Annotated in this window: 21 protein-coding genes; 16 read left to right on the top strand and 5 right to left on the bottom strand. The window is 71.0% G+C overall.

Annotated features, from left to right (window positions below):
* Positions 1–57 precede the first annotated feature (57 nt).
* The 6 genes from KZ829_RS16625 to KZ829_RS16600 all read left to right on the top strand — a co-directional run bounded on the left by KZ829_RS16625 (position 58) and on the right by KZ829_RS16600 (position 5,079).
* Positions 58–942 carry a lytic polysaccharide monooxygenase gene (locus tag KZ829_RS16625; RefSeq protein ID WP_220144818.1) on the top strand — a complete coding sequence of 295 codons (885 nt, stop codon included), beginning with the start codon at positions 58–60 and terminating at the stop codon, positions 940–942.
* A gap of 102 nt (positions 943–1,044) precedes the next feature.
* A complete protein-coding gene (locus KZ829_RS16620; RefSeq protein WP_208468123.1) occupies positions 1,045–1,326 on the top strand; it encodes a hypothetical protein in 282 nt (93 codons plus the stop codon).
* A gap of 33 nt (positions 1,327–1,359) precedes the next feature.
* Complete coding sequence (locus KZ829_RS16615; protein WP_220144817.1) at positions 1,360–2,751, top strand: DUF4331 domain-containing protein; 1,392 nt, start codon at positions 1,360–1,362, stop codon at positions 2,749–2,751.
* A complete protein-coding gene (locus tag KZ829_RS16610) occupies positions 2,748–3,119 on the top strand; it encodes a phospholipase (RefSeq protein ID WP_220144816.1) in 372 nt (123 codons plus the stop codon). The genes KZ829_RS16615 and KZ829_RS16610 overlap by 4 nt, the downstream gene beginning before the upstream one ends.
* A 10-nt stretch (positions 3,120–3,129) precedes the next feature.
* Positions 3,130–4,143, top strand: a complete 1,014-nt coding sequence (locus KZ829_RS16605) for an AraC family transcriptional regulator (protein ID WP_220144815.1) — start codon at positions 3,130–3,132, stop codon at positions 4,141–4,143.
* A gap of 354 nt (positions 4,144–4,497) precedes the next feature.
* Positions 4,498–5,079: a hypothetical protein gene (locus KZ829_RS16600; RefSeq protein ID WP_220144814.1), complete on the top strand. Its 582-nt coding sequence runs from the start codon at positions 4,498–4,500 to the stop codon at positions 5,077–5,079.
* Here KZ829_RS16600 and glgC read toward each other — a convergent pair.
* Together glgC and KZ829_RS16590 are read right to left on the bottom strand one after the other, a co-directional pair.
* Entirely contained in the window at positions 5,076–6,308 is a 1,233-nt protein-coding gene (gene glgC, locus KZ829_RS16595; RefSeq protein WP_220144813.1) for a glucose-1-phosphate adenylyltransferase, read from the bottom strand. The genes KZ829_RS16600 and glgC overlap by 4 nt on opposite strands.
* Before the next feature lie 87 nt (positions 6,309–6,395).
* Positions 6,396–8,603 (bottom strand): putative bifunctional diguanylate cyclase/phosphodiesterase, encoded by a 2,208-nt coding sequence (locus tag KZ829_RS16590; RefSeq protein WP_220144812.1) that lies wholly within the window; start codon positions 8,601–8,603, stop codon positions 6,396–6,398.
* A gap of 73 nt (positions 8,604–8,676) precedes the next feature.
* Here KZ829_RS16590 and glgA point away from each other — a divergent pair, with 73 nt between their 5' ends.
* From glgA to KZ829_RS16570, 4 genes are all read left to right on the top strand, one after another.
* The gene (gene glgA, locus KZ829_RS16585; RefSeq protein WP_308285518.1) at positions 8,677–9,885 is read left to right on the top strand and encodes a glycogen synthase; all 1,209 of its coding nucleotides are present in this window, start codon (positions 8,677–8,679) and stop codon (positions 9,883–9,885) included.
* Positions 9,882–11,504 (top strand): glycoside hydrolase family 10-like protein, encoded by a 1,623-nt coding sequence (locus tag KZ829_RS16580; protein ID WP_220144811.1) that lies wholly within the window; start codon positions 9,882–9,884, stop codon positions 11,502–11,504. The genes glgA and KZ829_RS16580 overlap by 4 nt, the downstream gene beginning before the upstream one ends.
* A 668-nt stretch (positions 11,505–12,172) precedes the next feature.
* A complete protein-coding gene (locus KZ829_RS16575) occupies positions 12,173–12,520 on the top strand; it encodes a hypothetical protein (RefSeq protein WP_220144810.1) in 348 nt (115 codons plus the stop codon).
* Positions 12,521–13,834: 1,314 nt separating this feature from the next.
* A complete protein-coding gene (locus KZ829_RS16570; protein WP_220144809.1) occupies positions 13,835–14,302 on the top strand; it encodes a hypothetical protein in 468 nt (155 codons plus the stop codon).
* Between the two features lie 382 nt (positions 14,303–14,684).
* Here the strand turns inward: KZ829_RS16570 and KZ829_RS16565 are convergent, their stop codons facing one another.
* Positions 14,685–15,317, bottom strand: a complete 633-nt coding sequence (locus KZ829_RS16565; protein ID WP_220144808.1) for a hypothetical protein — start codon at positions 15,315–15,317, stop codon at positions 14,685–14,687.
* A 486-nt stretch (positions 15,318–15,803) separates the two neighbouring features.
* The gene (locus KZ829_RS16560) at positions 15,804–17,426 is read right to left on the bottom strand and encodes an ABC-F family ATP-binding cassette domain-containing protein (protein WP_220144807.1); all 1,623 of its coding nucleotides are present in this window, start codon (positions 17,424–17,426) and stop codon (positions 15,804–15,806) included.
* Positions 17,427–17,480: 54 nt separating this feature from the next.
* Between KZ829_RS16560 and KZ829_RS16555 the strand changes: the two genes are divergently transcribed.
* The gene (locus KZ829_RS16555) at positions 17,481–19,244 is read left to right on the top strand and encodes a Xaa-Pro dipeptidyl-peptidase (RefSeq protein ID WP_220144806.1); all 1,764 of its coding nucleotides are present in this window, start codon (positions 17,481–17,483) and stop codon (positions 19,242–19,244) included.
* On the opposite strand, the gene KZ829_RS16550 is transcribed toward KZ829_RS16555, so the two are convergent.
* Complete coding sequence (locus tag KZ829_RS16550; protein ID WP_220144805.1) at positions 19,237–20,052, bottom strand: PhzF family phenazine biosynthesis protein; 816 nt, start codon at positions 20,050–20,052, stop codon at positions 19,237–19,239. The genes KZ829_RS16555 and KZ829_RS16550 overlap by 8 nt on opposite strands.
* A 112-nt stretch (positions 20,053–20,164) precedes the next feature.
* Here KZ829_RS16550 and KZ829_RS16545 point away from each other — a divergent pair, with 112 nt between their 5' ends.
* The 5 genes from KZ829_RS16545 to KZ829_RS16525 all read left to right on the top strand — a co-directional run bounded on the left by KZ829_RS16545 (position 20,165) and on the right by KZ829_RS16525 (position 26,081).
* Positions 20,165–21,571: a sigma 54-interacting transcriptional regulator gene (locus KZ829_RS16545; protein WP_239141048.1), complete on the top strand. Its 1,407-nt coding sequence runs from the start codon at positions 20,165–20,167 to the stop codon at positions 21,569–21,571.
* Positions 21,572–21,576: 5 nt separating this feature from the next.
* Entirely contained in the window at positions 21,577–23,535 is a 1,959-nt protein-coding gene (locus KZ829_RS16540; protein WP_220144804.1) for a vWA domain-containing protein, read from the top strand.
* A 638-nt stretch (positions 23,536–24,173) separates the two neighbouring features.
* A complete protein-coding gene (gene clsA / locus KZ829_RS16535) occupies positions 24,174–24,776 on the top strand; it encodes a cardiolipin synthase ClsA (RefSeq protein ID WP_220144803.1) in 603 nt (200 codons plus the stop codon).
* Between the two features lie 22 nt (positions 24,777–24,798).
* Positions 24,799–25,752 carry a DUF881 domain-containing protein gene (locus KZ829_RS16530; protein ID WP_308285517.1) on the top strand — a complete coding sequence of 318 codons (954 nt, stop codon included), beginning with the start codon at positions 24,799–24,801 and terminating at the stop codon, positions 25,750–25,752.
* Positions 25,749–26,081 carry a small basic family protein gene (locus tag KZ829_RS16525; protein WP_183219036.1) on the top strand — a complete coding sequence of 111 codons (333 nt, stop codon included), beginning with the start codon at positions 25,749–25,751 and terminating at the stop codon, positions 26,079–26,081. The genes KZ829_RS16530 and KZ829_RS16525 overlap by 4 nt, the downstream gene beginning before the upstream one ends.
* The last annotated feature ends 1 nt before the right edge of the window (position 26,082 follow it).

The raw sequence follows: 26,082 nt of genomic DNA, 5'->3' as shown, positions 1-26,082 counted from the left end.
AGTGCCCGAAAGCCGTACTCCCGGGTGGCACCGTCCCAGCCGTACCCGGGAGATCTGATGTTCGTCCGCCGTCTCGCCCTCGCCGGCCTGCTCACCGTCGTGTCCGTGCCGTTCGTGCCGGCGCCCGCGCTGGCGCACGGGTCGCCCATCACGCCGATCAGCCGTAGCGCCGCGTGCGCCGGGAACGGGACGAAACGCGGCGCGCCGGCCTGCAAGGCCGCGCTCAAGGCCACCGACGGGTTCCTCGGGGCGTACGACAACCTGCGGCTCGCGAACGTGGACGACGACCGTGAGCGGGTGCCGGACGGGAAGCTGTGCAGCGGCGGGATCGACGCCTACCGCGGGCTCGACCTGGCCCGCGACGACTTCCCGTCGACGGCGGTGCGCTCGGGGGAGAGGCTCCCGATCACCTACCGGGGGACGATCCCGCACGAGGGCTCGTTCCGTCTCTATCTCACCCGGCCGGGTTACTCGCCGGAGCGGAAGCTGACGTGGGGCGACCTCACCGAGCTGACCGAGATCAAGGATCCGCCGCTGACCGGAGGGTCGTACCGGATGCGGGTGACGCTGCCCCGGCGGAGCGGGCGGCACATCCTCTACGTGGTGTGGGAGACGAGCAGCACCCCCGACACCTATTACTCCTGCTCCGATCTGGTCTTCCCGGCAGCGGTGGCCCCGTCCCCGACCCCGTCCCCGACCCCGTCCGTTTCTCCATCTTCATCCGCAAAAGTCACGAAAAAAGCGGATCTAAAGCCGTCGGCGGGAGCGACGGTGGAAGCGACCGTCGAGCCGTCGGCCACCCCACTGGTCCTGACCGCCGAGCAACCCACCGACGGCCGCCGCACACTCGGCCACTGGCTCATCGGTGGCGCCCTCCTGGCGATCTTCCTGGTCGTTCTCGGCGCCGGCGTCCGCCGACTGCGCCGCCGGGAAATCCACTGAGCTGTTTCGCCAAAAAGGTTTGAACCGCCCGCTCGTGGATCTCGTACTGACGGGCGTCGACGATGCACCGCCTGTCAGGCCCCCAACGACGAAAGGCCAAGCATGAGTCGTGTTCGTTACCGCGCCCAGTCCCGTACCTCGTGGCTGTCGCGTCGCCGGGTCCTGGCCCTCGCCGCTACCGGTGTCGGCGTCTCCGCCGTCTCCGTGGCCGGCCTGAGCCTCGCCGGCGAGTCCTCGAGCGGCGGCGACGGCGACGGTTCGCCGCTGATCCTGTCGCTGGTCGACGCGAAGAAGGGCACGATCGACGTCTTCACCGGTGAGAAGCGCAAGACGATCACCGACAAGAGCCTGGCGAAGAGCCTGCTCAAAGCCGCCGGACGCTGACCTTCCGCCGTTTCGACAGGAGATTCCCCGAACATGTCTTCCCACCGCGAAGCGCCGGAGATCAGCAAGGACCCGGTCGCCGACAGCTCCGACCTGTACGCGTTCGTCAGCCCCGACGATCCGGACACGGTCACGATCATCGCCAACTATGTGCCGCTGCAGATCCCCGCCAGTGGCCCGAACTTCTTCGAGTTCGGCGACGACGTGCTGTACGAGATCCACATCGATGCGAACGGTGACGCCCGCCCGGACATCACCTACCAGTTCCGGTTCCGTACCGAACTGCGCAACGACAAGACGTTCCTCTACAACACCGGCCAGATCAAGTCGCTCGACGACGAGAACTGGAACCGCCGCCAGTTCTACTCGGTCACCAAGGTCGACAAGCACGGCAAGAGCACGGTGCTGGCCAACAAGCTCCCGTCCCCGCCGTGCAACGTCGGCAAGATCTCCATCCCGGACTACGACAAGCTCGCCGAGGACGCCGTCCACAAGCTGAAGACCGGTGAGAAGGTCTTCGCCGGCCAGCGCGCCGACGCGTTCTTCGTCGACCTGGGCGCCATCTTCGACCTGGGCACCCTGCGCCCGTTCCAGGACAAGCACCTGGTCGGCTCGCAGCTGTTCAACTACGCCGGCAAGGCGGTCAACGCCACCGACAAGACGAACGTGCACAGCATCGCGATCCAGATCCCGCTGAGCATGGTCCGCCGGGACGGCAAGAAGCGGGTCCGGGCCAAGGACGCCGGCGCGGTCATCGGCGTGTGGACGTCGGCCAGCCGCCGCCAGGTCGAGGTCCGCGGCAACAAGGGCGACGGCGACGTGGTGGTCGGCCCGCAGGTGCAGGTCTCCCGCCTCGGCAACCCGCTGTTCAACGAGGTCATCGTGCCGATGGCGGAGAAGGACAAGTGGAACAGCCTGCCGCCGAGCGAGGACAAGCGGTTCGCCGAGTTCGTCGCCACGCCCGAGCTGGGAGCGCTGCTGCCGGTGCTCTACCCGGGCCTGTTCGACAAGCTGGCCGAGCTCAACAAGACCAAGGAGCCGCGCGCCGACCTGCTGGCGATTCTGCTCACCGGCATCCCGGACGGCCTGATCGAGGGCTTCCAGAACAACACCGGCGCGCTCCAGGCCGACATGCTGCGGCTGAACACGGCCATCGAACCGGCCGCCAAGGAGAACAAGTTCGGCCTGCTCGGCGGTGACCTGGCCGGCTTCCCGAACGGCCGCCGCATCGCCGACGACGTCGTCTCCATCTCACTGCGCGCCATCGCCGGCGTCACCGTCCCGCTGGTGAACGCCGACTTCGAGCCGGACGCCGCGGCCGCTCTGGTCGAACAGGGTCTGAGCATCAAGGACGCCAGCGCCGGCCTGCTCAAGAAGTTCCCCTTCCTCGGTACGCCCTTCGACGGATTCGGAAACCCCTCATGAGCCACGGCCACGGGCATCCGCACCACCACCACACGTACGCCCCGTCCGGGCAGGGCACCGTGATGCTGAACATCGGCGGCGGGATCGGCGCGCTGATCATCCACACGCCGGCCCAACTGCTCGGCCACGAGATCGAGGTGTCGCCGGTGGGGGACACCGGTGCCCGTACGCATGCCGCGGTCCGGGCCCGTTATGTCAGCTCCGGTGTCACCTTCTGTGTGGTGATCGACAGCCTGCCGGAGGGCCGTTACGCGGTCTGGCAGGACCACGACACCCCGCTCACCCAGGTAGAAGTGCGCGGCGGCGCGGTCGCCGAGGTCACCTGGCCGGCGAATCTGGTTCCCGGGCGGAGGCCGGTCGCGGTCTAATCTGGACGCCATGGCAGGCGGTCGGTCTCCGGGCCCGGCGGCGCCGGGCGCGGACGTCCCGGTTCACATCAGCCTGCGCACCACCGATGTGGACGAGGCCCGCGAGTTCTGCCGAAGCCTGTACTACGGACCGCTGCGGATCGAGCCGGTCGGTGACCCCGGCCGGTTCCAGTTCCAGGCCGACGTGGTGGTGCTCGGCCCGATCACGCTGGGCGAGGTCGGCTACGGCACCGACATCCGGGTGTCGATCGCGGCGCTCGAGACGGCGTACCACGTACTGGTCCCGCTGACCGGCATGCTCCGCTCCCGGCATCGCGGCGCCGTGGTCCTGGCCGACCCGACCAGGGCTGTGGTGTTCCGGCCGACCGGCGACATCGAGGTCGACTGGCCCGCCTCCTGCCGGCTGATCAGCGTCAAGGTGGAACGGGCCGCCCTGGAACGGGAGGTGGACGCCGCCCTCGACCAGCGGGTGATCTCCCCGCTCCCGCTGGGCGCCACCTTCGACCTGGTCGACGGCCCGGGCCGGACCTGGGCGGCGATGGTCCGGCTGCTGCTCGCCGAGCTGCGCGAACCGGACGCCCTGGCCAGCCGTCCGCGGATGGCCGCCCGCTGGCGGGACATGGTGGTCAGCGGCCTGGCGCTCACGGTCGAGCACCCCTACGGCGAGGAACCCGCCGGCCTCCAGGGCCCGCACCGGCCGCGTACGGTGAAACGGGCCCTCGACGCCATGCACGCCGAGCCCTGGCGGGTGTACACGATCCATGACCTGGCGGCGCTGGCCGGCGTCGGCGTCCGGGTCCTCCAGGAGTCGTTCCGCCAGCACGTCGGCATGCCGCCGCTCACCTACCTGCGCCGCCTGCGCCTCGACGCGGTCCACGCCGAGCTGTGCCGCTCCGACCCCGGCCAGGTCAGCGTCAGCGAGGTCGCCTACCGCTACGGCTTCACCCACCTGGGCCGCTTCGCCGGCGCCTACCGCACCCGCTTCGGCGAGACCCCTTCCCAAACCCTCCGCGACCGCCGCTGATCAAGATCAAATTCATTTCCGGTACGCGCGGGAACGCCCCCGCCGAATCCTCCCCGTCCCGCCGAGCCGCGCGACCGTCTGCCCACTCCGGGCCGTGAGGCGACCGCCGGGCTGATGCGCGGGTCGGCCTTCCCTCGGCGGAGCGCGTCCCGCGTACCCTTGAAGATCTTGATGTTCGCAACGGATTCACCGGTTGACGGCACCGTTTAAAATGCCTTTCCCGATCGCCCCGGCGGGGGTCGTGAGATCGGGTGATTCTCCTTTTCGATGTTGCTGTTGCCGGATGTGCCGGGCCATTCTGGCGTCCGGGCTCGGCCGCCTTTCCCGGCGGTGGCGACAGGGGAGAGAAATAACGTGAATCGACCGCATGGGTTTGTGAGAATTATTTTGTTCGGCATTGCCCTGACGGCTTCTCTGATCGGCGCCGCCGGTTGCAAAGCGGAGAAGTCGACGGTGAAGCCCCCCGCCCCGCCCGCGACCGGAGTCGCCAAGGAGAACATAGTTGTAATTCCTGGGGGTGTCGACTTTCAGGGCTACTGCGATACCCGCGAATACAACGAGGATACGGCCGGCGGAACCTGCGATTCGAAAATCGACCTGCTCGCCGCCTGCAAGTTCGATCATCCAAAAGAGGAAACGGGTAAGGAGGTGGCGGAGTTCGTGTTGCGGGACCCGGGGAATCCCAAGAGCGGGCTCTGCCTCGACAGCCGCCGGGTATCGCTCGGCGGAATCAGCGACATGTCCGGATACTGTGCGGCGACCTTCGCGAAGGGTAACCGCGAGAAGGCCGTCGCCGAGCTCGACGGCGACACCTGGATGTGCCGCGAGAGGCTGGACGTCGACGCCCTCTGCATCGAGGACAACAACGACGCCCGCCTCCAGGCCAAGCGCCTCGACAGCGGCCTCTGGCAGTGCTACCGCTACGAGAACGCCTAGATCTCGACGCGCTGGCCCTTGCCGATGACCACCACGCCGTTGTCGCTGACCGTGTAGAGCTTGCGGTCGCGGTCGAGGTCGACGCCGATCTGGGCGCCCTCCGGGACGACGACGTTCTTGTCGATGATGGCGTTGCGGATCACCGCGCGCCGCCCCACCGAGACGCCCTCCATGATGACCGCGCCGTCGACGTGGGCCCACGAGTTGACCCGGACGTTCGGTGAGATCACCGAGCGTTCGACCAGGGCGCCGGAGATCACCACGCCGGGCGAGATCATCGAGTCGAGGGCGCGGCCCTGGCGGTCGTCGTAGCCGTGCACGAACTTCGCCGGCGGCCAGGAGCCGTAGTTGGTGAAGATCGGCCAGTCGTGGTTGTAGAGGTTGAAGATCGGCAGGGTGGCGATCAGGTCGGTGTGGGCCTCGTAGAACGAGTCGAGCGTCCCCACGTCGCGCCAGTAGCCGCGGTCCCGGTCGGTGGCGCCGGGCACGTCGTTGTCGCGGAAGTCGTAGACGTTCGCCTCGCCGCGCTCCACCAGCATCGGGATGATGTTGCCGCCCATGTCGTGCTTGCTGTCCGGGTTCTGCGCGTCGGCGCTGACGGCCTCGCACAGGGCCCGGGTGGTGAAGACGTAGTTGCCCATCGACGCATACACCTCGCCGGGCGAGTCGGGCAGGCCCTGCGCGTCCTTCGGCTTCTCCCGGAAGGCGCGGATGCGCTTGCCGTCCGCGCCGACGTCGATCACGCCGAACTGGTCGGCGAGTGACAGCGGCTGACGGATCCCGGCGACGGTGACCGCGGCGCCCGAGGCGATGTGGTCGTTGACCATCTGCTTCGGGTCCATCCGGTAGATGTGGTCGGCGCCGAAGACGATCACGTAGTCCGGCGACTCGTCGTTGATCAGGTTGAGGCTCTGGTAGATGGCGTCCGCGGAGCCGGCGAACCAGCGCGGGCCGAGCCGCTGCTGGGCGGGGACCGGGGTGACGTAGTTGCCGAGCAGCGTCGACATCCGCCACGTCTTGGAGATGTGCCGGTCCAGGGAGTGCGACTTGTACTGGGTCAGCACGACGATCTTCAGATACCCCGCGTTCGCGAGGTTCGACAACACGAAGTCGATCATGCGGTAGATGCCGCCGAAGGGCACTCCGGGCTTGGCGCGGTCCGCCGTCAGAGGCATCAGGCGCTTGCCTTCACCACCGGCCAGGACGATCGCAAGCACCTTGACAGCCATGGGAAGGACGCTAATATTCCGGCCGCCCCCGCGCCACCCGAAAGGGCGGTTCGAAATATCTTGCTCCCCCTGCAATCGACTTGCCGGTCAGACCGCCGGGATCCGGGCCGCCTCCTCCAGGAGCGCGTCGATCGCCTCGGCGGCACTGGGACGGCCGAAGTGGTAACCCTGCACGAGCGGGCAGCGCAGTCGCCGGAGCAGGTCCGCCTGCACCTGGGTCTCCACCCCCTCGGCCACCGCGACCAGCTCCCGGCTCCGGGCCAGTTCCAGGATCGCCCTGGTCAGGCTCACGTCCTGGGGCTTCGGCGGGTCCTCGTGGCGGCGGATGAAGGACTGGTCGATCTTGAGAATGTCGACCGGCAGGGTGTGCAGGTACGCCAGTGACGAGTACCCGGTGCCGAAGTCGTCGATGGCGATCCGGACCCCGTCCGCGCGCAGCGTGGCGAGCACCGCGGTGTCCCCGGCGTCGATGAGCACCGATTCGGTGATCTCCAGCACCAGCGCGGTCGGCGGCAGCCCGGTCTCCGCCAGGATCTCCCGTACCCCGTCGGCGAAGGCCGGGTCGCGCAACTGGTGGGTGGAGACGTTCACGGTCAGGTAGAGGCCGTGCTCCCGGTGCCACCCGGCGGCCCGGGCGCAGGCCAGCCGCAGCGCCCGGGTGCCCAGCGCGCCGATCAGCCCGGTCTGCTCGGCCACCGGGATGAACACACCGGGCGGGACGACCTCGTCGCCCCGGCGCCAGCGCATCAGCGCCTCCACGCCCTGGATCCGGCCGGTCGCGGTGTCCACCACCGGCTGGTAGTGCATGAACAGGCCGTCGTCGACCAGCGCCTGCCGCAGGCCGGCGGCGATCCGGGTGCGCTCGCCCTGCTCGGCGCGCAGCGTCTCGTCGAACCGCGCCAGCCGCGCGCCGCCCGCCTGCTTGGCGGCGCGCAGGGCCAGGTCCGCGTCGCCCAGCACGGCGTCGTTTCCCGGTACGCCGTCCGCGATCCCGGCCCGGGCGGTCAACGGGATCCACCGCTCGCCGACCACGAACGGCGCCGAGGCGATCGCCGCCATCACCCGCCCCGCCAACTCGCCGGTATCCGCCGGCCCGGTCACCAGCAGGCCGAACTCGTCGCCGCCGAGCCGGGCCACCAGGTCCACCTCGGGGGCGAACAGCAGCAACCGGCCGGCCGCCTGGCGCAGCACGGTGTCACCGACCGAGTGCCCGTACGTGTCGTTGACCTCCTTGAACCCGTCCAGCCCACAGAGGATCAGGGAGTACGGGCGGTCCCCGGCGGCGGCCCGGCCCAGGTGATCGAGCAGCAGGTCCCGGTTGGCGAGCCCGGTCAGCGCGTCGTGCCCGGCCCGGTACGCCAGGCGCTGTTGCAGGACCCGCTGCTCGTGCAGGGCCGCCCCGATCTGCCGGGCCCGCCGCTCGGCCAGCCGGCTGGACAGGCCGACCCGCAGCATCAGCAGCCCACACAGCCCGGCCGTCAGCACCGCCGGGACCACCACGACGGCGCGCGGGTTGGCGACGGCGGGCAGCAGCGGGGCGGCCACCACGGCCACGTACATGCCGATCAGCCCGGCCCGCCCGGCCCGCTCCCCGGCGGCGGCCGGCTGGACCGCCGCCGGGTGCAGCGCGGCGGCCGCCGCCAGCACCCACCAGAGCTGCATGACGAGGTGCGGCCCGCCGCCCGGCAGGAACGGCAGCGTGCCCTGGCCGCCGGTCGCCACGTGGACCAGGTGCGCGGCGACCAGCACGGCCCCGCCGGCGGCGAGCAGCGGCCGCCGGCGCGCGGTCAGCAGCAGGGACGCCAGGATCGCCAGGTCGAGCACCCCGTCGAGGATCGCCAGGGCGTTGTCGACCGGCCGGTAGCCGGGCTCCCCCAGGTAGGGCAGGACGATGAACGACCAGGCCACCATCGCCAGGCAGAGGACCACGGCGCCGGACTCGGCGGCCGATCCCGGGCGTTTGCGGCGGGTGAGCTGCACGGCCCCGGCCGCGTGCAGGGCGTACTGGAGGGCGAGCGACAGGCCCATCGGGGTGTCGTGCGGCGGTGGGGCGCCGGTCGCCGCCCGGACCGTCCACCAGGCGGAGGTCAGCAGGCCCGCGGTACCGGCCGCGGCGATCAGCCACCAGCCGCAACGGTGCCGGCGGGCGGCCCGCCAGAGAATCGCGGTTCCGGCCGCCTGCGGGATCAGCCAGGCGGCGCCGACGCCCAGCAGATGCAGGGCGAGCACCGTCGTGAGGCCGCCGGCCAGCAGGTACTGCCAGGCCGGGAGACGGTGGAGGAACCGGATGGGCATCGGGCCAGTGCACCTCCGGACGGTTGTCGTTCGGGTGCGGCCCCGGTCCAATCCGGGCGCTAAGCTGCGACTCGTGACGGACTCCGCGACCCGCCTGCGTGCTGACCTGCTCACCCGTGAGTACCCACCAGAGGTCTACGGGGGCGCCGGGGTCCACCTCGAATACCTGACCCGTGACCTGCGCCGGCTCGCCGACGTGCGGGTGCACTGCTTCGGTGGGCCGCGCGACGAGGCGGGCGTCACCGCCTACCCGGAGCCCGCCGAACTGTCCGGCGCCAACGCGGCGCTGCGCACCATGGGCGTCAACCTGGCGATGGCATCCGGCTGCGAGGGCGCCGACGTGGTGCACAGCCACACCTGGTACGCGAACTTCGCCGGCCACACCGCCAAACTGCTGCACGGCGTGCCGCACGTGCTGACCACGCACAGCCTGGAGCCGCTGCGCCCCTGGAAGGCCGAACAGCTCGGCGGAGGGTACGCGCTGTCCTCGTTCTGCGAGCGCACCGCCATCGAGAACGCCGACGCCGTCATCGCGGTGTCCGGCGGGATGCGGCGGGACGTGCTCAAGGCGTACCCCTCGGTTGATCCGGACCGCATCCACGTGGTCTACAACGGCATCGACACCGACCTCTACTCGCCGTCGTTCGACACCGACGTGGCCGACCGGCTGGGCATCGACCGCGACCGGCCGAGCGTCGTGTTCGTCGGGCGGATCACCCGGCAGAAGGGCCTGCCGTACCTGATGCGGGCCTGCCGTGGGCTGCCCGCCGAGGCGCAGATCATCCTGCTGGCCGGCGCGCCGGACACCCCCGAGATCGCCGCCGAGGTCGCCGACCTCGCGCGCGAGCTGCGGGCGGTCCGCGACCCGCACGGGGTGGTCTGGGTGCAGGAGATGCTGCCCAAACAGGAGGTCGTCCAGGTCCTCACACACGCCACCGTGTTCGTCTGCCCGTCGATCTACGAACCGATGGGCATCGTCAACCTGGAGGCGATGGCCTGCGAGACCGCGGTGGTCGCCACCGCGACCGGCGGCATCCCCGAGGTGGTGGCGGACGGCGAGACCGGCCTGCTGGTGCCGATCCGGCAGCTCGAGGACGGTACGGGCACGCCCGTCGACCCGGAGGGATTCGTCGCCGACCTGGCCGCCACCCTGACCCGGCTGCTGAACGACCCGGCGCTGGCCGAACGGATGGGCAAGGCCGGCCGCCGCCGCGCCGTGGAGAGATTCAGCTGGTCCCGGATCGCCGAGGACACCCTCGAGATATACCGGACGGTCCGGTGAACCTGCTCCGCCGGCCACCCGTGTGGGTGGCGCTGCTGTCCGCGGCCGCACTGTTCGCGGTGGCCGTCCTGGGTCTCGGCCTGGTCCGGGCCGCACTCTACGAGGCGCCCGGCGTCCCGGCCGGGGATCCGGTGGCGGCCGCCGAGGCGCCCGCACAGGTCGAGGCCGGCCGGTGCGGGACGCTGCCGGTCAGCGCGCCGCGTGAGCTGCGCGGCATGTGGCTCACCACGGTCTACAACATCGACTTCCCGAGCCGGCCGGGACTGCCGCAGGACCAGGTGAAGGCCGAGTACCTGAAATGGCTCGACCTGGCCGTGGCGAAACACCACAACGCGATCTTCGTGCACGTCCGGCCCAGCGGTGACGCGTTCTGGCCGTCCGCGTACGCGCCCTGGTCGAACTGGCTGACCGGCAAGCTGGACGGCAGCGATCCCGGCTGGGACCCGATGGCGTTCATGGTCGACGAGGCGCACGCCCGCAACCTGGAGTTCCACGCCTGGTTCAACCCGTACCGGGGCACCCAGTTCGCCCCGTCCGGCGCCGGGACCGACCTGACCAAGCTGCCCGCCGACCATCCGCTGGTGGTCCACCCGGAGTGGCGGATCGCGCATCCGGCCGGCGCCAAGGGCCGCTTCTACTACGACCCGGGCAATCCGGAGGCCCGCCGCTTCGTCGAGGACGCGATGCTGGAGGCCGTCCAGAAGTACGACGTCGACGGCGTCCACTTCGACGACTTCTTCTACCCGTACCCCGGCGACGGCGGTGGCGCGGACTTCCCCGACGGCGCCTCCTACGCGAAGTACGGCAACGGCAGGAGCCGGGCCGACTGGCGGCGGGAGAACGTCAACATCCTGGTCCGCGAGATGAAGCAGCGGATCGCCGAGATCAAGCCGTGGGTCAAGTTCGGGATCAGCCCGTTCGGCATCTGGCGTAACGGCGGCGAGGGCTCCGACACCAAGGGCCTGGAGAGCTACAGCGCCATCTACGCCGACACCCGTAAATGGGTGCGCGAGGGCTGGCTCGACTACATCGTCCCGCAGCTCTACTGGACCATCGGCTTCGACAAGGCCGACTACGCCAAGGTGCTGCCATGGTGGGCGAAAACGGTCAAGGGCACCGGTGTGCAGCTCTACATCGGGATCGCCGACTACCGGATCGGCGAGAAGGGCGACTGGAGCGACCCCGCCCAGATCGACAAACAACTGACCCTCAACGACCGGTACGGCGTCCAGGGCCAGATCCACTACAACGCCAAGCAGGTCCGTGCCGACCGGCTCGGCGCGGTCACCCGGTACACCGCCAGGCACTACGCGGCGCCCGCACTGCTGCCGCCCATGTCGCGCCTGCCGGCATCGCCGCCCGCGGCGCCGCGCATCACCGGGGCCACCCGCGACGCCGGCGGCCGGATCACCCTGACGACGGCCGCGGCTTCCGGGGGCGCGAGCTGGGCCCTTTACCGTACGGGTGAGAAGGACGCGACCCTGATCGCCACCGGTCGTGCCGGCACCCCCGTCGTGGACCCGAAGCCTCCCGCCGGCTCGGTCACCTACTGCCTGAGCGGCCTGGACCGATCCGCCAACGAGGGCCCCCTGAGCAGCCCGTTCATCACCGCCGGCTGACCTGTTCGTACGTCTCGCCACCGAGCCGGCGGTGCCGCTCTTCGCAGGCGGGCGCCGGCTCGGCGGCCTCCGAGGACCGGCGATCCTGCCCACATCCCTGGTGCTGATCAGCTGTTCTGCCGCCGCGACCGCCGGACGCCGGAGTTCGACGGGGTGGACCTGAGCCTGCTCAGCTCCTGCCTGGCGGACGACCCGTACTCCGTACGGCCCTCTTCATTCCGTTCGCCGCCACACTCATCTGCGCCGCCGCCGCCGTACCGGCCCTCGAACTCCTCCAGACGATCACGGGCAGCGGCGTCTGCGAGGCCGCCGACATCGTCCACAACCTCCTCGGCGCACCTCGGCGTCGCCCTCGCTCGTACGGCTCCGGCCTTGCGCGACGCGCCGCTCGCCCAACTCGGACACAACAGGAACTCCACCGCGTCAGCCGGCCGTCCCGGTCAGTCCGCCCCTTCGGTAGCGTCGCCTTCCGCCTGTGTTCCGGTCGCCCGGCCGAGGCCCGGCTCGGCTCGGCTCGGTCGAGGCGACCCCTGGAGTCACTCGCCGCGATCCACAAATGGCGCCCGCCTTGCCGGTTGCTCGCTTTGCCGGTTGCTCGCTTTGCCGGTTGCTCGCTTTGCCGGTTGCCCGCGGCGCAATGCGGGCCTCCTGATTACTAGGATGATCTCGTGGACGAGCCGGGCCCGAGATTCGCTGTCTCGTTCGCGCGTAGTGTCGCCGTGCTCGCCCTGGAAGCCGACGCACAGGTGGCGTGGCTCGAGAAGCTGGGCGCCGCTCCGTCGGCTGACGAACTCGCACTGGAGTTCGACGACGGTCTCCGGCTGGCGCCGATCTTCGTCCAGCGCGGCTGGCTGAACGACACGGTGATGCCGGCGCTGACCCGGCTCGACGATCAGCTCGGCGCGATGAGCGGAGAGCCGAACGCGGACCTGTGGCACGTCGATGCCCTGGCCGATCGGGCGGAATGGGATCGCGTCAGGACACTGGCGAGAGCGGCGCTGATTCGCCTGGCCTGAGTCACCTACCGCACGGCACGAGCCCGCGCCGCCAGCCGCGGGAACCCGGAACTTTTGTGGCCCGGAGGCGATACGACCGAGCATCCACGCACATCCCGCGGCGCGGGCGCGATGGCGGCCGGCGCGCTTGACGGTGCGGACGATAGGTCGTCCTTCCGGCCCTACCGCCACGCGCCCTCGGTCAGGGCCTCAAAATGGGTGAATCGCGCCATGAGGATCTCATCTCGGTAGTTCTGGATATCGTCATTTATTTCATTCATTGCGGTGGCGCGGTTTCAAGGTGCCGAATGGATACAGGATGGCATGATCATCCGCTTACACTTCGCGATCGGATCGCGGAAGAATTTCCTTATGGGGCAGGGATCGCTGTTCGGCAGGGCGCAGATCGCGGAGATGCGCGACCCGGCGAAGGCGCGCAATTATTCTCCCGAGCGGGAGGAGTTTCGTCGCATGCAACGGCGTCGGCGCGCTTTCGGCCTCGAGCGCCGCCACGCCGAAAAGCTTCGCCGCCTCCACCACAACCCCGCCGCCCCACCGACCCCGCCTGGCCCGGGCCTTCGGGCTGCCGCATCGACCCCGCCTGGGCCGGGTCTTCGGGCTGCCGCATCGACCCCGCCTGGGCCGGGTCTTCGGGCTGCCGCATCGACCCCGCCTGGGCCGGGTCTTCGGGCTGCCGCATCGACCCCGCCTGGGCCGGGTCTTCGGGCTGCCGCATCGGCGGCCCCGGCGGTCCCGGCGGCAGCGGCAGCGGCGGCACCGGCGGCACCTGCCGCGGGGCCGGTCGTTCCCGCTGAACGGCCGCAGCCTCCCGCGCGGTGCGCACCGGACAGCCGCAGACCGTCCACCGCAACCGAGTCCCTCCACGCACCCGCAACCGCGCCGCCCACGCCGCATACACCGGAACCGCCCCGCATGCCGCACGCTGCGATCTTGCCGTCACATCCGATGGCCGAACCGTCAACAGCCGGCCAAGAAGTTCCGGCTGGTCGTCGGAGTCGTCCCGGCCGGGTTGGAGGAGGGGTCGCGGTTGGCCGGGAGGTTCCGGCTGGTCGCCGGAGCTGTCTCGGCCGCGCTGAGTCAGCACCCACAGCCAGACGAAGAGATCCACACAGGCCCGACTGCCGTGAGCGGAGTCGCCGGTCAGTCCCGGTGCCCCGCCGGAAACCCCGGCCACAGGCGCCGCTGGAAACCCCGGCCGCCAACACCGGCCTACGCCTACGCCGTTTCACCGGCAAGGCCCCGATCGCGGCATCCACCGTAACCCTCGACGCCAGGCCCATGGTCCTCATTGGTGATGCCGTGGCCTCAGCCGGCATGGCTGTAGTCGTCATCGGTGATGGCACGCCCGCAGCTGGCATGCCTGTAGTCATCATCGGCGATGGCTTGGCCTCGGCCGGCATGCTCGTAGTTGTCGACGGCGATGGCTTGGCCTCGGCCGGCATGCTCGTAGTTGTCGACGGCGATGCCGTGGCCTCGGCCGGCATGCTCGAAGTTGTCAACGGCGATGACTTGTGCTCAATCGGCATGCCGGTAGTCATCAACGGCAATGGGGCATTTTCGGTCGGTCTGTCCCGCAGCGGCTCGCCACCCGCTGACGGATTCGTCCATGCGCCGGCGATCGGACTTGGGGCACGCCCGCCGAAGCCGTCACGGTACCCTTTCGTCCGGGGCGTCATATCGATGAAGGAATCCGGCCGAGAGTCGATTATGGCCGGAGAGGCATTCGACGCGGCCTACCGATGTCGCATTCATGTGACACGGCGCGTGAAAGCTGAAAATTAGAACGGCCGGACGTCATCCACTTTCGCTTGGCTCATGAAACGAAACCCGCAAGCCTGGGAGATGTTCGGGGGGATCGTGCGCCCCGAGGTATCAGGTGTTCACAAACTGCGGCTCCGGTCCCAAAACCAGTGGGGGCGTCGATCTGGTTGAGCTGAGGTCGTCGTGGTGGTTGTCGGAATGCCAGTTCGTGCCCTGGAGCAGGACCGCGTCTGACCCGTGACCGTCCGCGGCCAGATCGGCGACGGCATAGGGTCTCGCCGCCCCGGCGAGGAACGCCTGGATCATGGCGTGAAAGACGTCGGAAAGGTTCCAGCTGACCTGGGGGCGGGCGAGGGCCTGATGGCCCGGCCAGCCCGCGCGCCTGGCGCCGGGGTGATCGTGATCAATCGTTGAAGGGGATCGCTTCCGGTGGGGGTGCTGACGGCTGGGGGGACTGGATCGCGGCGCAGTGGGCGCGGGCGAACGCGGCGAACGGGTCCTCGTCGGCTGTCGGCTCGGAGCAGGCCGCCACCCCGGAGGAGGCTGTGGTCCACGAGGTGAAGGTGCCGTGTTGTGGCTGGTCGCACGCCACCGTGAAGGTCGCCGAGACGGACCGGGCGCCCGTGTAGAGGAGGACTTCCGTGATCGGGTCCGGGCCGCCGAAAATGCTGAATCCGGCGCCGTCCGTCGGCGCCGGGACAGGACCGGACTGGATGTCGTGCCCGGTCTCGGCGCTGAGCGAGTCCGCCAGTGCCGGGATCCAGTCCGCCGGCGCCGCCACCCCGGAGATCGACGGCGTGAACGGGCCCTTCAGTACCTCCTCGCCGGCCGTCTGGTCCGGGCGGTCCCGGTCCATCCGGAAGCGGGTGACCTTGCTGAGGCGCGATTCCTGCCGGTGATCCGACCAGGTCACCTCGGCCGCGGTGGGGTCGCACCCGTCCGGGACCGCGGCCGGGGGCGTGGCGCCGGGGGCCGCGCAGCCGCCCACTGACAGCGTTCCCCCCACCGCGAACAGTACGACTCTGCGATCGATCACCGCGACAGCATCGCGCATCACAAGATCAATCCGGCGCGCAGGCTGCGCAAGAAGTCAAGACGCGCTCGCCGTGCCGGAACCTTGAGCGCGGGGCCGCGTAGGACCCGGGAGCGCGCGGGGCCGTGCGGGAAGTCCGAAGCGCGCGGGCCGTGCGGGAATCCAGGGCGCGGGCCGCCCGGGAGCCCAGGGCGCGGGCCGCCCGGGAGCCCAGGGCGCGGGCCGCCCGGGGAGCCCAGACCGCAGGCCGCCTGGGAGCCCAGACCGCAGGCCGCCTGGGAGCCCAGACCGCAGGCCGCCTGGGAGCCCAGACCGCAGGCCGCCCGGGAACCCAGACCGCAGGCCACGCGGGAACCGAAAGCGTGGGGCCGTGCGGGAAGCCCGAACGTGGGGGTGTGCGGGAATTTCAGGGCGCGGGCCGCGCAAGAACCCGGAGGGTGTGGGCCGCGCGGGAACCTGGAGCAAGGGGTGCCGCGGTGGGAGCGCGAGTCAGGCGGTCACCTTTCCGTCGGTTACCTCGATGTGGCGGTTTGTGGCGACCGCCTCCAGCATGCGGCGGTCGTGGGTGACCAGCAGCAGGGTGCCGGTGTAGGAGGCCAGCGCCGACTCCAGCTGTTCGATGGCCGGCAGGTCGAGGTGGTTGGTGGGCTCGTCGAGCACCAGCAAATTCACGCCGCGCGCCTGGAGCAGGGCCAGTGCGGCCCGGGTGCGTTCGCCGGGGGAGAGGGTGGCGGCGGGGCGGAGCACGTGTGCCGACCGGAGGCCGAATTTGGCGAGAAGGGTGCGGATGTCGGCGTCCGGCCAGGTGGGGACGGCCGCGCCGAACGCGACCGCCAAGGGCTCGTCGCCGAGGAACAGGCCGCGGGCCTGGTCGACCTCGCCGATCACCACGCCGGGGCCGAGGTGGCGGTCGCCGGAGTCGAGCGGGATGCGGCCCAGCATGGCGGCCAGCAGCGTGGACTTGCCGGAGCCGTTCGCGCCGGTAATGGCGACCCGGTCGGCCCAGTCGATCTGGAGTGTGACCGGGCCCAGGGCGAACGCTCCCCGCCGTACGATGGCATCGCGAAGGGTGGCCACGACGGCGCCCGCGCGTGGCGCCGTGGCGATCTCCATGCGCAGCTCCCACTCCTTGCGGGGTTCCTCGACCACCTCGAGCCGTTCGATCAGGCGTTCCGTCTGGCGGGCCTTCGCCGCCTGCTTCTCGCTGGTCTCGCCGCGGAACGCCTTCACGTGCTTGTCGTTGTCGCTGGCCTTGCGGCGGGCGTTGCGCACGCCCTTGTCCATCCAGGCGCGCTGGGTGCGGGCGCGTTCGAGCAGGTCTTCCTTCTTGTCGGCGTACTCCTCGAACTGGTCGCGGGCGTGCTGCCGGGAGCGGTCGCGTTCTTCGAGATAGGAGGCGTAGCCGCCGCCGTAGAGGCGGACCTGCCGCTGGGCCAGGTCGAGTTCGAGGACCTTGGTGACGGTCCGGGTGAGGAACTCACGGTCGTGGCTGACCACCACGACACCCGCGCGCAGCCCGGCCACGAACGATTCGAGACGGGCCAGGCCGTCCAGGTCGAGGTCGTTGGTCGGCTCGTCGAGCAGGTAGATGTCGTAGCGGCTGAGCAGCAGCGACGCCATGCCGGCGCGGGCCGCCTGGCCGCCGGAGAGGGCGGCCATCGGCAGGTCCGTGGCAAAACCGAGGTCGGTCTCGGCGATCCGGTCATCGAGGTCGGCGCCGCCCAGGTCGAGCCAGCGTTCGAGGGCGGCCGAGTACCGGTCGTCGGCGCCGGGTTTCCCTTCGGCGAGCTCTTCGGCGGCGGCGTCCATCGCCGCGTGCGCGGCGGTCACCCCGGTGCGCCGGCCGAGAAACTCGCGCACGGTCTCGCCGGCGCGCCGCTCCCGCTCCTGCGGTAGATGTCCGACGTTGGCGGTGGGCGGGCTGAGCGAGACGCTTCCGCTCTCGGTGGCGATCAAACCCGCGAGGGTACGAAGGAGCGTGGTCTTGCCCGCCCCGTTGACGCCGACCAGTCCGATCACGTCGCCGGGTGCGACCACGAGGTCGAGTGCTTCGAAGAGGGTGCGGTCCCCGTGTCCCGCGGCGAGGTTGCGGGCGATCATTGTGGCGCTCATCAGGCACGATTCTAGGCCCTCCTGGAAATCGACGGATGGCGATACGGTGTGCCGATGCGACTGCTTGCCAGGAGCCTCGCGCTCCTCGTCGTTCTCGCCGGGTCGGCGGTCATCGCCGCGACCCCGGCCCACGCCGCGACCGGCACCCAACCGGTCCACGACTACGCCACCGCGATCCGGGAACAGGTTTGGGTGCAGACCCCGGTCGACAGCGACTCGGACGGGCAACCGGACCGGGTCGCCGTGCGGATCATCCGGCCCGACACCGGCGCCAAGGTACCGGTGATCTTCCAGCCGAGCCCGTACTACGCGGGCCTCAACGACGTGCCCAACCACGACGACATCGACCGCGACGGCAGCCTGTCCCAGCGATCGATCGACGCGAACCGGGCGGAGACCGTCACCTTCGCCGGCTACCTGGACAACTACTTCGTGCCGCGCGGCTACGCCGTGGTGTTCGCCGACAGCCTCGGCAGCGGCGGCTCGACCGGCTGCCCCACCTCGGGCGGGCGCAACGAGACGCTCGGCATGAAGGCCGTGATCGACTGGCTGAACGGCCGGGCCCCGGGCTTCGACGCGGCCGGCGCCCCGGTGACGGCGGGCTGGACCACCGGCCGGACCGGGATGATCGGCGTCTCCTACAACGGCACCCTGCCGAACGCGGTCGCCGCCACCGGCGTGCGCGGCCTGGAGACGATCGTGCCGATCGCCGCGATCTCCAGCTGGTACGACTACTACCGCAGCAACGGTGGTGTGGTGGCGCCCGGCGGATTCCAGGGCGAGGACACCGACGTACTGGCCAAGGCCGTCCTGACCAGGGAGAATCCCGAGGTCTGCGCCGATGTGATGGCGCATGTCGAAGAGGCGCAGGACCGGGAGACCGGGGACTACAGCGCCTACTGGGCCGAGCGGGACTATCTGCGTGACGTGCACAAGGTGCGGGCCAGCGTGCTGCTGGTGCACGGGCTGCACGACTTCAACGTCCGGACCGGTCAGGCCGGCCAGTGGTGGGACGCGCTGTCGAAACGGAACGTGCCCCGCAAGATCTGGCTGCACCAGGCCGCGCACATCGACCCGTTCAACATCCGGCGCACCGAGTGGCTGACCACCCTGCACCGGTGGTTCGACCAGTGGCTCTACAAGATCGACACCGGGATCATGCGGGAGCCGGTCGCCGACGTCGAGACCGCGCCGAACCACTGGGTGACCTCGCGGACCTGGCCGCTGCGGCCCACCTCGTTCCACTTCGGGACGGGTGAACCGCAGACCTTCACCGACAACACGGCACGGACAGCCGAGGACCTGGCGACCGCGCCGGACAGCGCCGACCCGAACCGGATCGCCTACCTGACCGAGCCACTCGCGAAGGAGACCCGGCTCACCGGCACCCCGGAGGTCACGGTCCGGGCCTCGCTGGACGGCGACAGCCCCTACCTGACCGCGCTGCTGGTCGACTACGGGGAGGCGGAGCGGTTCGTCCGTACCCGGACGCTCGCCGAGCTGGAGTGCGTCGGGCCGGGCATCGAGGGCGATCCCGGGTGCTTCGCCAAACGGGAGTACGTGACGGCGACGACCCCGTACGAGATCGTCACCCGTGGCTGGATCGATGTCCGGAACCGGATCTCGCCGGCACACACCACACCGATCAGGGCCGGGAAGACCTACACCTTCCGCTGGGACCTCCAGACCACCGACCACGTGTTCGCGGCCGGGCACCGGATCGGCCTCGTGCTGATCTCCACCGACCGTGACCACACCCTGCGGTACCCGTCCGGAACCGTGGTCGGCGTCTCCGGCGCCGGCCTGCGGATCAGCTGATCGGGACGGCCGGGCCGCTCACCAGGACCGCCTCGTTCCCCGGAACCAGGCGCACGGTGATGCGGCTCGGCCGGCCCATGTCGTCGCCCTGCCGCAGCAGCAGCTCAGCGGTCGCCGGGACCAGCTCCAGCGCCCGCAGGTAGCCGCCCAGGGCCGCTGCTGCCGCGCCGGTCGCCGGGTCCTCGTACACCCCGCCGACCGGGAACGGGTTCCGCACGTCGAACGTGCCCGGCGACTCGCGGAAAACGAGCTGCACCGTGGTCCAGCCGCGCGCGGTCATCAACGCGGTCAGCGCCGGCACGTCGTAGTCCAGCTCGGCGAGGCGCTTCCGGCTGGTCACGGCCAGAATCGGGTGGTACGCCCCCGCGTACGCCACACGCGGCGGCAACTCCGGATCGAGGTCGCCGGCGTCCCAGCGCAGCGCGGCGAGCAGTGCCGTCACGTCGTCGCCGGGCAGGTCGCCGACCGTCGGCCGCACGCTGTTCAGGGTCGCCACCCCGGCCTCGTCGACGGACACCGGCACATCGCCCGCGTTGGTCGTGAAGACGTGCTCGCCGGGTCCGAGCGCCACCGCGGTCGCCACCGTGGCGTGCCCGCAGAACGGCACCTCGACGAGCGGGCTGAAATACCGCACCCGGTAGCGGTCGCCGTCGGCCGCGGTCACGAACGCCGTCTCCGAATAACCCACCTCGGCCGCGATCTCCTGCATCCGGGCGTCACTGAGCGTGCTCGCGTCCAGCACCACCCCGGCCGGGTTGCCTCCGGCCGGATCGAGGGTGAAGGCCGCGTACCGAAGAATCTGCGTCATGCGACCGAGCGTGCCGCGCCGCAGCCGAGGGTGACCAGAGCCAATCCCGCGCGCCTGGATGTGTCGGCGCGCACAGTCGATGTCGTCATATCGCCGGAGTAGCGTTCGTGCGGTGACCTCACCCGCCGAACCCGCCGACCTGCCCCGCACCGTGGGCGAGCTGCGTGCCACCGGCCACCAGTTCCGCCCGGTGAAAGAAGAGCTCCGCGACAACCTGCTGGCCCGGCTGCGTTCCGGCGAGCCACGCTTCCCCGGCATCGTCGGCTATGACGACACCGTCCTGCCCGAGGTCGAGCGCGCGCTGCTCGCCGGGCACGACATGGTCCTGCTCGGCGAGCGCGGCCAGGGCAAGACCCGCCTCATCCGGGCCCTCGTGGGCCTGCTCGACGAGTGGACGCCCTACATCGCCGGCTCCGAGCTGCACGAGCATCCGTACCATCCGGTCACCCCCGCCTCCCGCCGGCTGGCCGCCGAGACCGGCGACCTTCTGCCGGTCGCCTGGCTGCACCGCTCCGAGCGGTACGGGGAGAAGCTCGCCACCCCGGACACCAGCGTCGGCGACCTGATCGGCGACGTCGACCCGATCAAGGTGGCCGAGGGCCGCGCCCTGGGCGACCCGGAGACCATCCACTTCGGCCTCGTGCCGCGCACCAACCGGGGCATCTTCGCCGTCAACGAGCTGCCCGACCTCGCCGAGCGGATCCAGGTGTCGCTGCTCAACGTGCTGGAGGAGCGCGACATCCAAGTCCGCGGCTACCAGCTCCGGCTGCCGCTCGACCTGCTGCTGGTGGCGTCGGCCAACCCGGAGGACTACACCAACCGCGGCCGCATCATCACCCCGCTCAAGGACCGGTTCGGCGCGGAGATCCGCACCCACTACCCGGTCGACCTGGAGCTGGAGACCGCCCTGATCCGGCAGGAGGCGGCGCTCGTCGCGTCCCTGCCCGACCACCTCGTCGACGTGCTGGCCCGCTACACCCGGGCGGTCCGCGAGTCTCCGTCGGTGGACGCGCGATCCGGCGTGTCGGCCCGGTTCGCGATCGCCGCCGCCGAGACCGTGGCGGCGTCCGCGCTGCGCCGGGCCGGGCTGCGCGGCGAACGCGAGGCGGTCGCCCGGATCTGCGACGCCGTGTCGGTCACCGCCACGCTGCGCGGCAAGGTCGAGTTCGAGAGCGGCGAGGAGGGCCGGGAGACCGAGATCCTCGGCCACCTGCTGCGGGTCGCCACCGCCGAGACGTTCCGGGCCCGGCTCGCCGGTCTCGACCTGTCCGGTTTCACCGATCTGGTCGCCGAGGGCGCCATCATCCAGACCGGTGACCTGGTCAGCGCCGACGAGCTCCTCGGGCAGATCGGGACGGTGCCGGGGCTGGCCAAGGTGCTGGACCGGCTCGGGCTGGGCGACGCGCCGAGCCCCGGGCAGGCGGCGTCCGGCATCGAGTTCGTCCTGGAGGGGCTGCACCTGACCCGCCGTCTCGCCAAGGAGCTGACCGACGACGGCCGCACCATCTACGGGAGCTGAGGTCCGTGCCCGGCAATGTCTTCCGCTACGGGGCCTGGCGGGACGGGCCCGATCCACTCGCGCCGCCGTACGACGTTCGCGCCGCGGTCGACGCCATGGGGGAGCGGGTCCTGCGCGGCGACAGCCTGCGGGACGCGCTGCGTGACCTGATCCGGCGCGGCCCCCGCGACGGCCGTGGGCTCGACTCGCTGATGGACCGGGCCCGCCGGCTGCGGCGGGAGACGCTGCGCCGTGGCAACCTCGACGGCGCCGTCACCCGCGCCCGGCAGATGCTGGACCAGGCCCTCGCCGCCGAACGGGACGCGCTCGCCGCCCGCCGGGACGACGACGCCCGCTTCCACGAGGCGATGCTGGACAGCCTGCCGGCATCGGTGTCGCAAGCCGTCTCCGAGCTGTCCGGCTACGACTGGACGTCCGACGACGCCCGGCAGATCTACCAGCAGATCCTCGCCGGGCTGCGGCAGGAGGTCGTCGCCCAGCGCTTCGCCGGCATGAAGCAGGCCCTCCAGGAGGGCGACCTGTCGGACGTCTCGGCCATGCTCGACGACCTCAACGACCTGCTCGGCCGGCACGCCCGCGGCGAGGACACCACCGACGCGTTCCGCGACTTCATGGAGCGGCACGGCCGGTTCTTCCCGGACGGCCCGCGCAACGTCGACGAGCTGATCGACTCGCTGGCCCGGCAGGCCGCCGCCGCCGAACGCCTGATGCGCTCCCTCAGCCCGCAACAGCGCGAGGAGCTGGAGCAGCTGATGCGGCAGGCCCTCGGCGACGGACCGCTGCGCGGGCAGCTCGCCCAGCTCACCGACAACCTGCGCACCCTCCGGCCGAACCTGAACTGGGGCCGCGGCGAGCGCATGCGCGGCCCCGGCGACCTCGGCTACGGCGACGCCGCGTCGGCGCTCGGCGAGATCGCCGACCTGGACGAGCTGATCGAGCAGCTCGGTCAGGACCATCCCGGCGCCACCCTCGACGACGTCGACGTCGAGGCGGTCGAACGCCAGCTCGGCCGCGGCGCCGCCGACGACCTGCGGCGGCTACGCGAGCTGGAGCGTGAGCTGCGCCGCCAGGGCTGGGTCCAGCGCGACGCGGACGGCCTCACCCTCTCCCCGAAGGCGCTGCGCCGCCTCGGCCGGACCGCCCTCTCGGCGATCTTCAAGGACATCGCCGGCCGGCGCGGTGAGCACGACATGCGTGACGCGGGCGCCGCCGGTGACCTGATCGGCTCCTCGCGCCGCTGGGAGTTCGGCGACGATCAACCCCTCGACGTGGTGCGGACCATCGGCAACGCGGTCCGCCGCCGGGCCGCCTCGGCTTTCGCGGCGACCCTTCCGGTCCGTCTGGAGCCCGAGGATTTCGAGATCGCCGAGACCGAGCGCCGGGCCTCCGCGGCGGTCGCGCTCTGCGTCGACCTCTCCTATTCGATGTACGCCGACGGCCGCTGGGGCCCGATGAAGCAGACCGCCCTGGCTCTGTCCCATCTGGTCGCCACCCGGTTCCCGCAGGACGCGCTCCAGATCGTCGGCTTCGGGCGGTATGCGCAGACGCTCTCCCAGGGGGAGCTGGCCGCCATCGAGCCCACCATCGAGAAGGGCACCAACCTCCAGCACGCCCTCAAGATCGCCGGCCGGCACCTGCGCCGCCACCCCGGCGCCGAGCCGGTCGTCCTGGTGGTCACCGACGGCGAACCCACCGCCCACCTGGAGGAGGACGGCGAGGCGGTGTTCTGGTGGCCGCCGCTGCCGGAGACCGTCCAGGCCACCGTCCGCGAGGTCGACCAGCTGACCCGATACGGCGCCACCCTGAACGTCTTCATGCTCGGCGAGGACGACGGCCTGCGCCGTTTCGTCGGCGCGATCGCCCAGCGCAACGGCGGCCGCGTCTTCAGCCCGGATGCCGCCGACCTGGGCCGCTACGTGATCGACGACTACGTCCGCGCCCGGCGGGGCCGCCACTCCCACTGACCCTCCCGCCCTCCGCGCGCGCTCCGTACGTTTCGCGCCCTCCGCGCCCTCCGCGCCCTCCGCGCCCTCCGCGCCCTCCGCGCCCTCCGCGCCCTCCGCGCCCTCCGCGCCCTCCGCGCCCTCCGCGCCCTCCGCGCCCTCCGCGCCCTCCGCGCCCTCCGCGCCCTCCGCGGCTTGCCCACCCCTTCGCCCCGCGATCTTGGACGTTTCGCCACCTGAGGCGGTGGGTGGCCGTCCAAGATTGCGGGGCGGCGGTGGGCATCCGTGGCCTGCGCTCGTTCCGTACGTTCGCGCGCTCCGTACGTTCGTGCGTTCCGCGCGTTCCGCGGCTTGCCGACTCCTTCGCCTCGCGATCTTGGACGTTTCGCCACCTGAGGCGGTGGGTGGCCGTCCAAGATTGCGGAGGCGTGGTGGGTGGCCGTCCAAGATTGCGGAGGCGTGGTGGGTGGCCGTCCAAGATTGCGGAGGCGTGGTGGGCTAGCCTCCTAGGATGGGCTTGCGGGTGTGGCCAGCGTGACTGTGTGCCGGGTTGGGGAACGCGGCTGGTTATAGTTGCTCGGCGAGCGGCCCGTTCGTGCGTTCGGGGCTTGCGCACGAGCCAGGGCGGGGGCCTCGGCCGAGGGGGAGAGGAAGTCGCGATGTCGCAGCGGCCTGCGCCGTCCATCGAGACCTCCAACCGCATCTGGACGCTGCCCAATGTGATCAGCTTCATCCGGCTGCTCGGGGTGCCGCTCTTCCTCTACCTGCTGCTCGTGGCCGAGCAGGACGTGGCGGCGGTGGTCGTCCTCGCGATCGGCGGATCCACCGACTGGGTGGACGGATATGTCGCCCGCCGGATGAATTCGGTGAGCCGCCTCGGGGAGCTGCTGGACCCGTTCGCGGACCGGCTGTACATCCTGGCCACGCTGATCGGGTTCACCGTGCGCGAGGTGGTGCCGCTGTGGTTCACCGCCGCGCTCCTGGCGCGTGAGGCCGTGCTCGGGGTGGCGCTGCTCATCCTGCGGCGGCACGGGTTCGGACCCCCGCCGGTGCACTACGTGGGCAAGACCGGGACGTTCCTGCTGCTCGCGGCGTTTCCGATCATCCTGCTGGGCACGGCGGCGCCGGGGCTGGCCTGGTGGGCGACACCGGTCGGCTGGGGGCTGGCCTGGTGGGCGCTGGGGCTCTACTGGTGCGCGGCCGTGCTCTATCTGATCCAGGCCGTGCGCCTGCTGCGGGCCGATGCCGAGGAAGCGTCGTGAGGTGCGGCGCCGAGGGCGTGCCGTGAGCCTGCCACCCTCTTATCTTCCGGCCGGTGGGCCGGACCCGGACGGGGCGTCGGCGGGGAAGCGGACCTACGGACCGGACTTTCTCACGGCGCTGTTCCAGAACCCGCTCGATCCGGGGTACCAGGACGCCGCCGCGCGGCGGGCCACCGAGGGCCGTCGGCGCGGCTGGCGGCGGTCGCTGGCCGGCGGGTCGTCGGCGCTGACCCTTGTGGTGATCGGGTTCCTGCTGGTGGTGGCCTATCGGCAGACGGTCGCCGAGGAGCCGGCCAGGACCGTGGCGCGGGAGTCGCTGATCACCCAGGTGCAGAAGCGCCGGGAGGAGACCGATCGGCTGCGGGAGCAGGCCGACCGGCTCGGTGACGAGGTCGCCGCGCTGCGGGACCGGGCTCTGGGCGGGGCGGCGCTGGCCGAGCTGCGTGATCTGGAGGCGGTCACCGGCATGTCGCGGGTCCGCGGCTCGGGTGCGAAGATCACGCTGGTGGACGGGCCGACGTCGGTGGACGCGGTGACCGGGGAACGGCGTACCGAGGGCCAGGTCAAGGACACCGATCTGCAGCTGGCGGCGAACGCGCTGTGGGAGGCGGGCGCCGAGGCCATCATGATCAACGGGCAGCGGCTGACCGCGACGTCGCGGATCCGGCAGGCCGGCGAGGCGATCCTGGTCGACATCCGGCCGGTGGCGTCACCGTACGAGGTGGTGGCGATCGGGCCGGAGGACCTCGCCGACGACTTCCGGGCGGGCTATGCCGGGCAGTTCTTCGAGACGCTGTCCGGGCGGTACGGGATCTCGTTCAAGGCCGCCGAGGCGAACGACGTGACCCTGGAGGCGGCGACCGAGTTCCAGCTCCGTTCGGCCGCGCCCAGCATCGCGCCCGCGCCGTCGGGCTCCGCTTCGTCGTCCGGGCCGGGGTCGCCGGTGCCGGGTTCGTCCACGGAAGGCGGCCGATGATCGCCGTACTCGCTCTGCTCGCCGGTGTTCTCCTGGGCATCCTGTACGAACCGTCGGTGCCGTTGGAGCTGGTGCCGTACCTGCCGATCGCGGTGGTGGCGGCGCTGGACGCGGTGTTCGGCGGGGTGCGGGCCAAGCTGGACGGGATCTTCGACGACAAGCAGTTCGTGGTCTCGTTCATCTCCAACGTGCTGGTGTCCGCGCTGATCGTGTATGTCGGTGACCAGCTCGGTGTGGGTGGTCAGTTGTCGACGGGTGTCGTGGTCGTGCTCGGCGTGCGGATCTTCGGTAATGTCGCGGCGATCCGACGTCACCTGTTCCGGGCATAGG

The sequence above is a fragment of the Actinoplanes hulinensis genome (genome assembly GCF_019429605.1).
GTDB lineage: Bacteria > Actinomycetota > Actinomycetes > Mycobacteriales > Micromonosporaceae > Actinoplanes > Actinoplanes campanulatus.
This window is presented reverse-complemented; position numbering and strand designations above follow the sequence as displayed.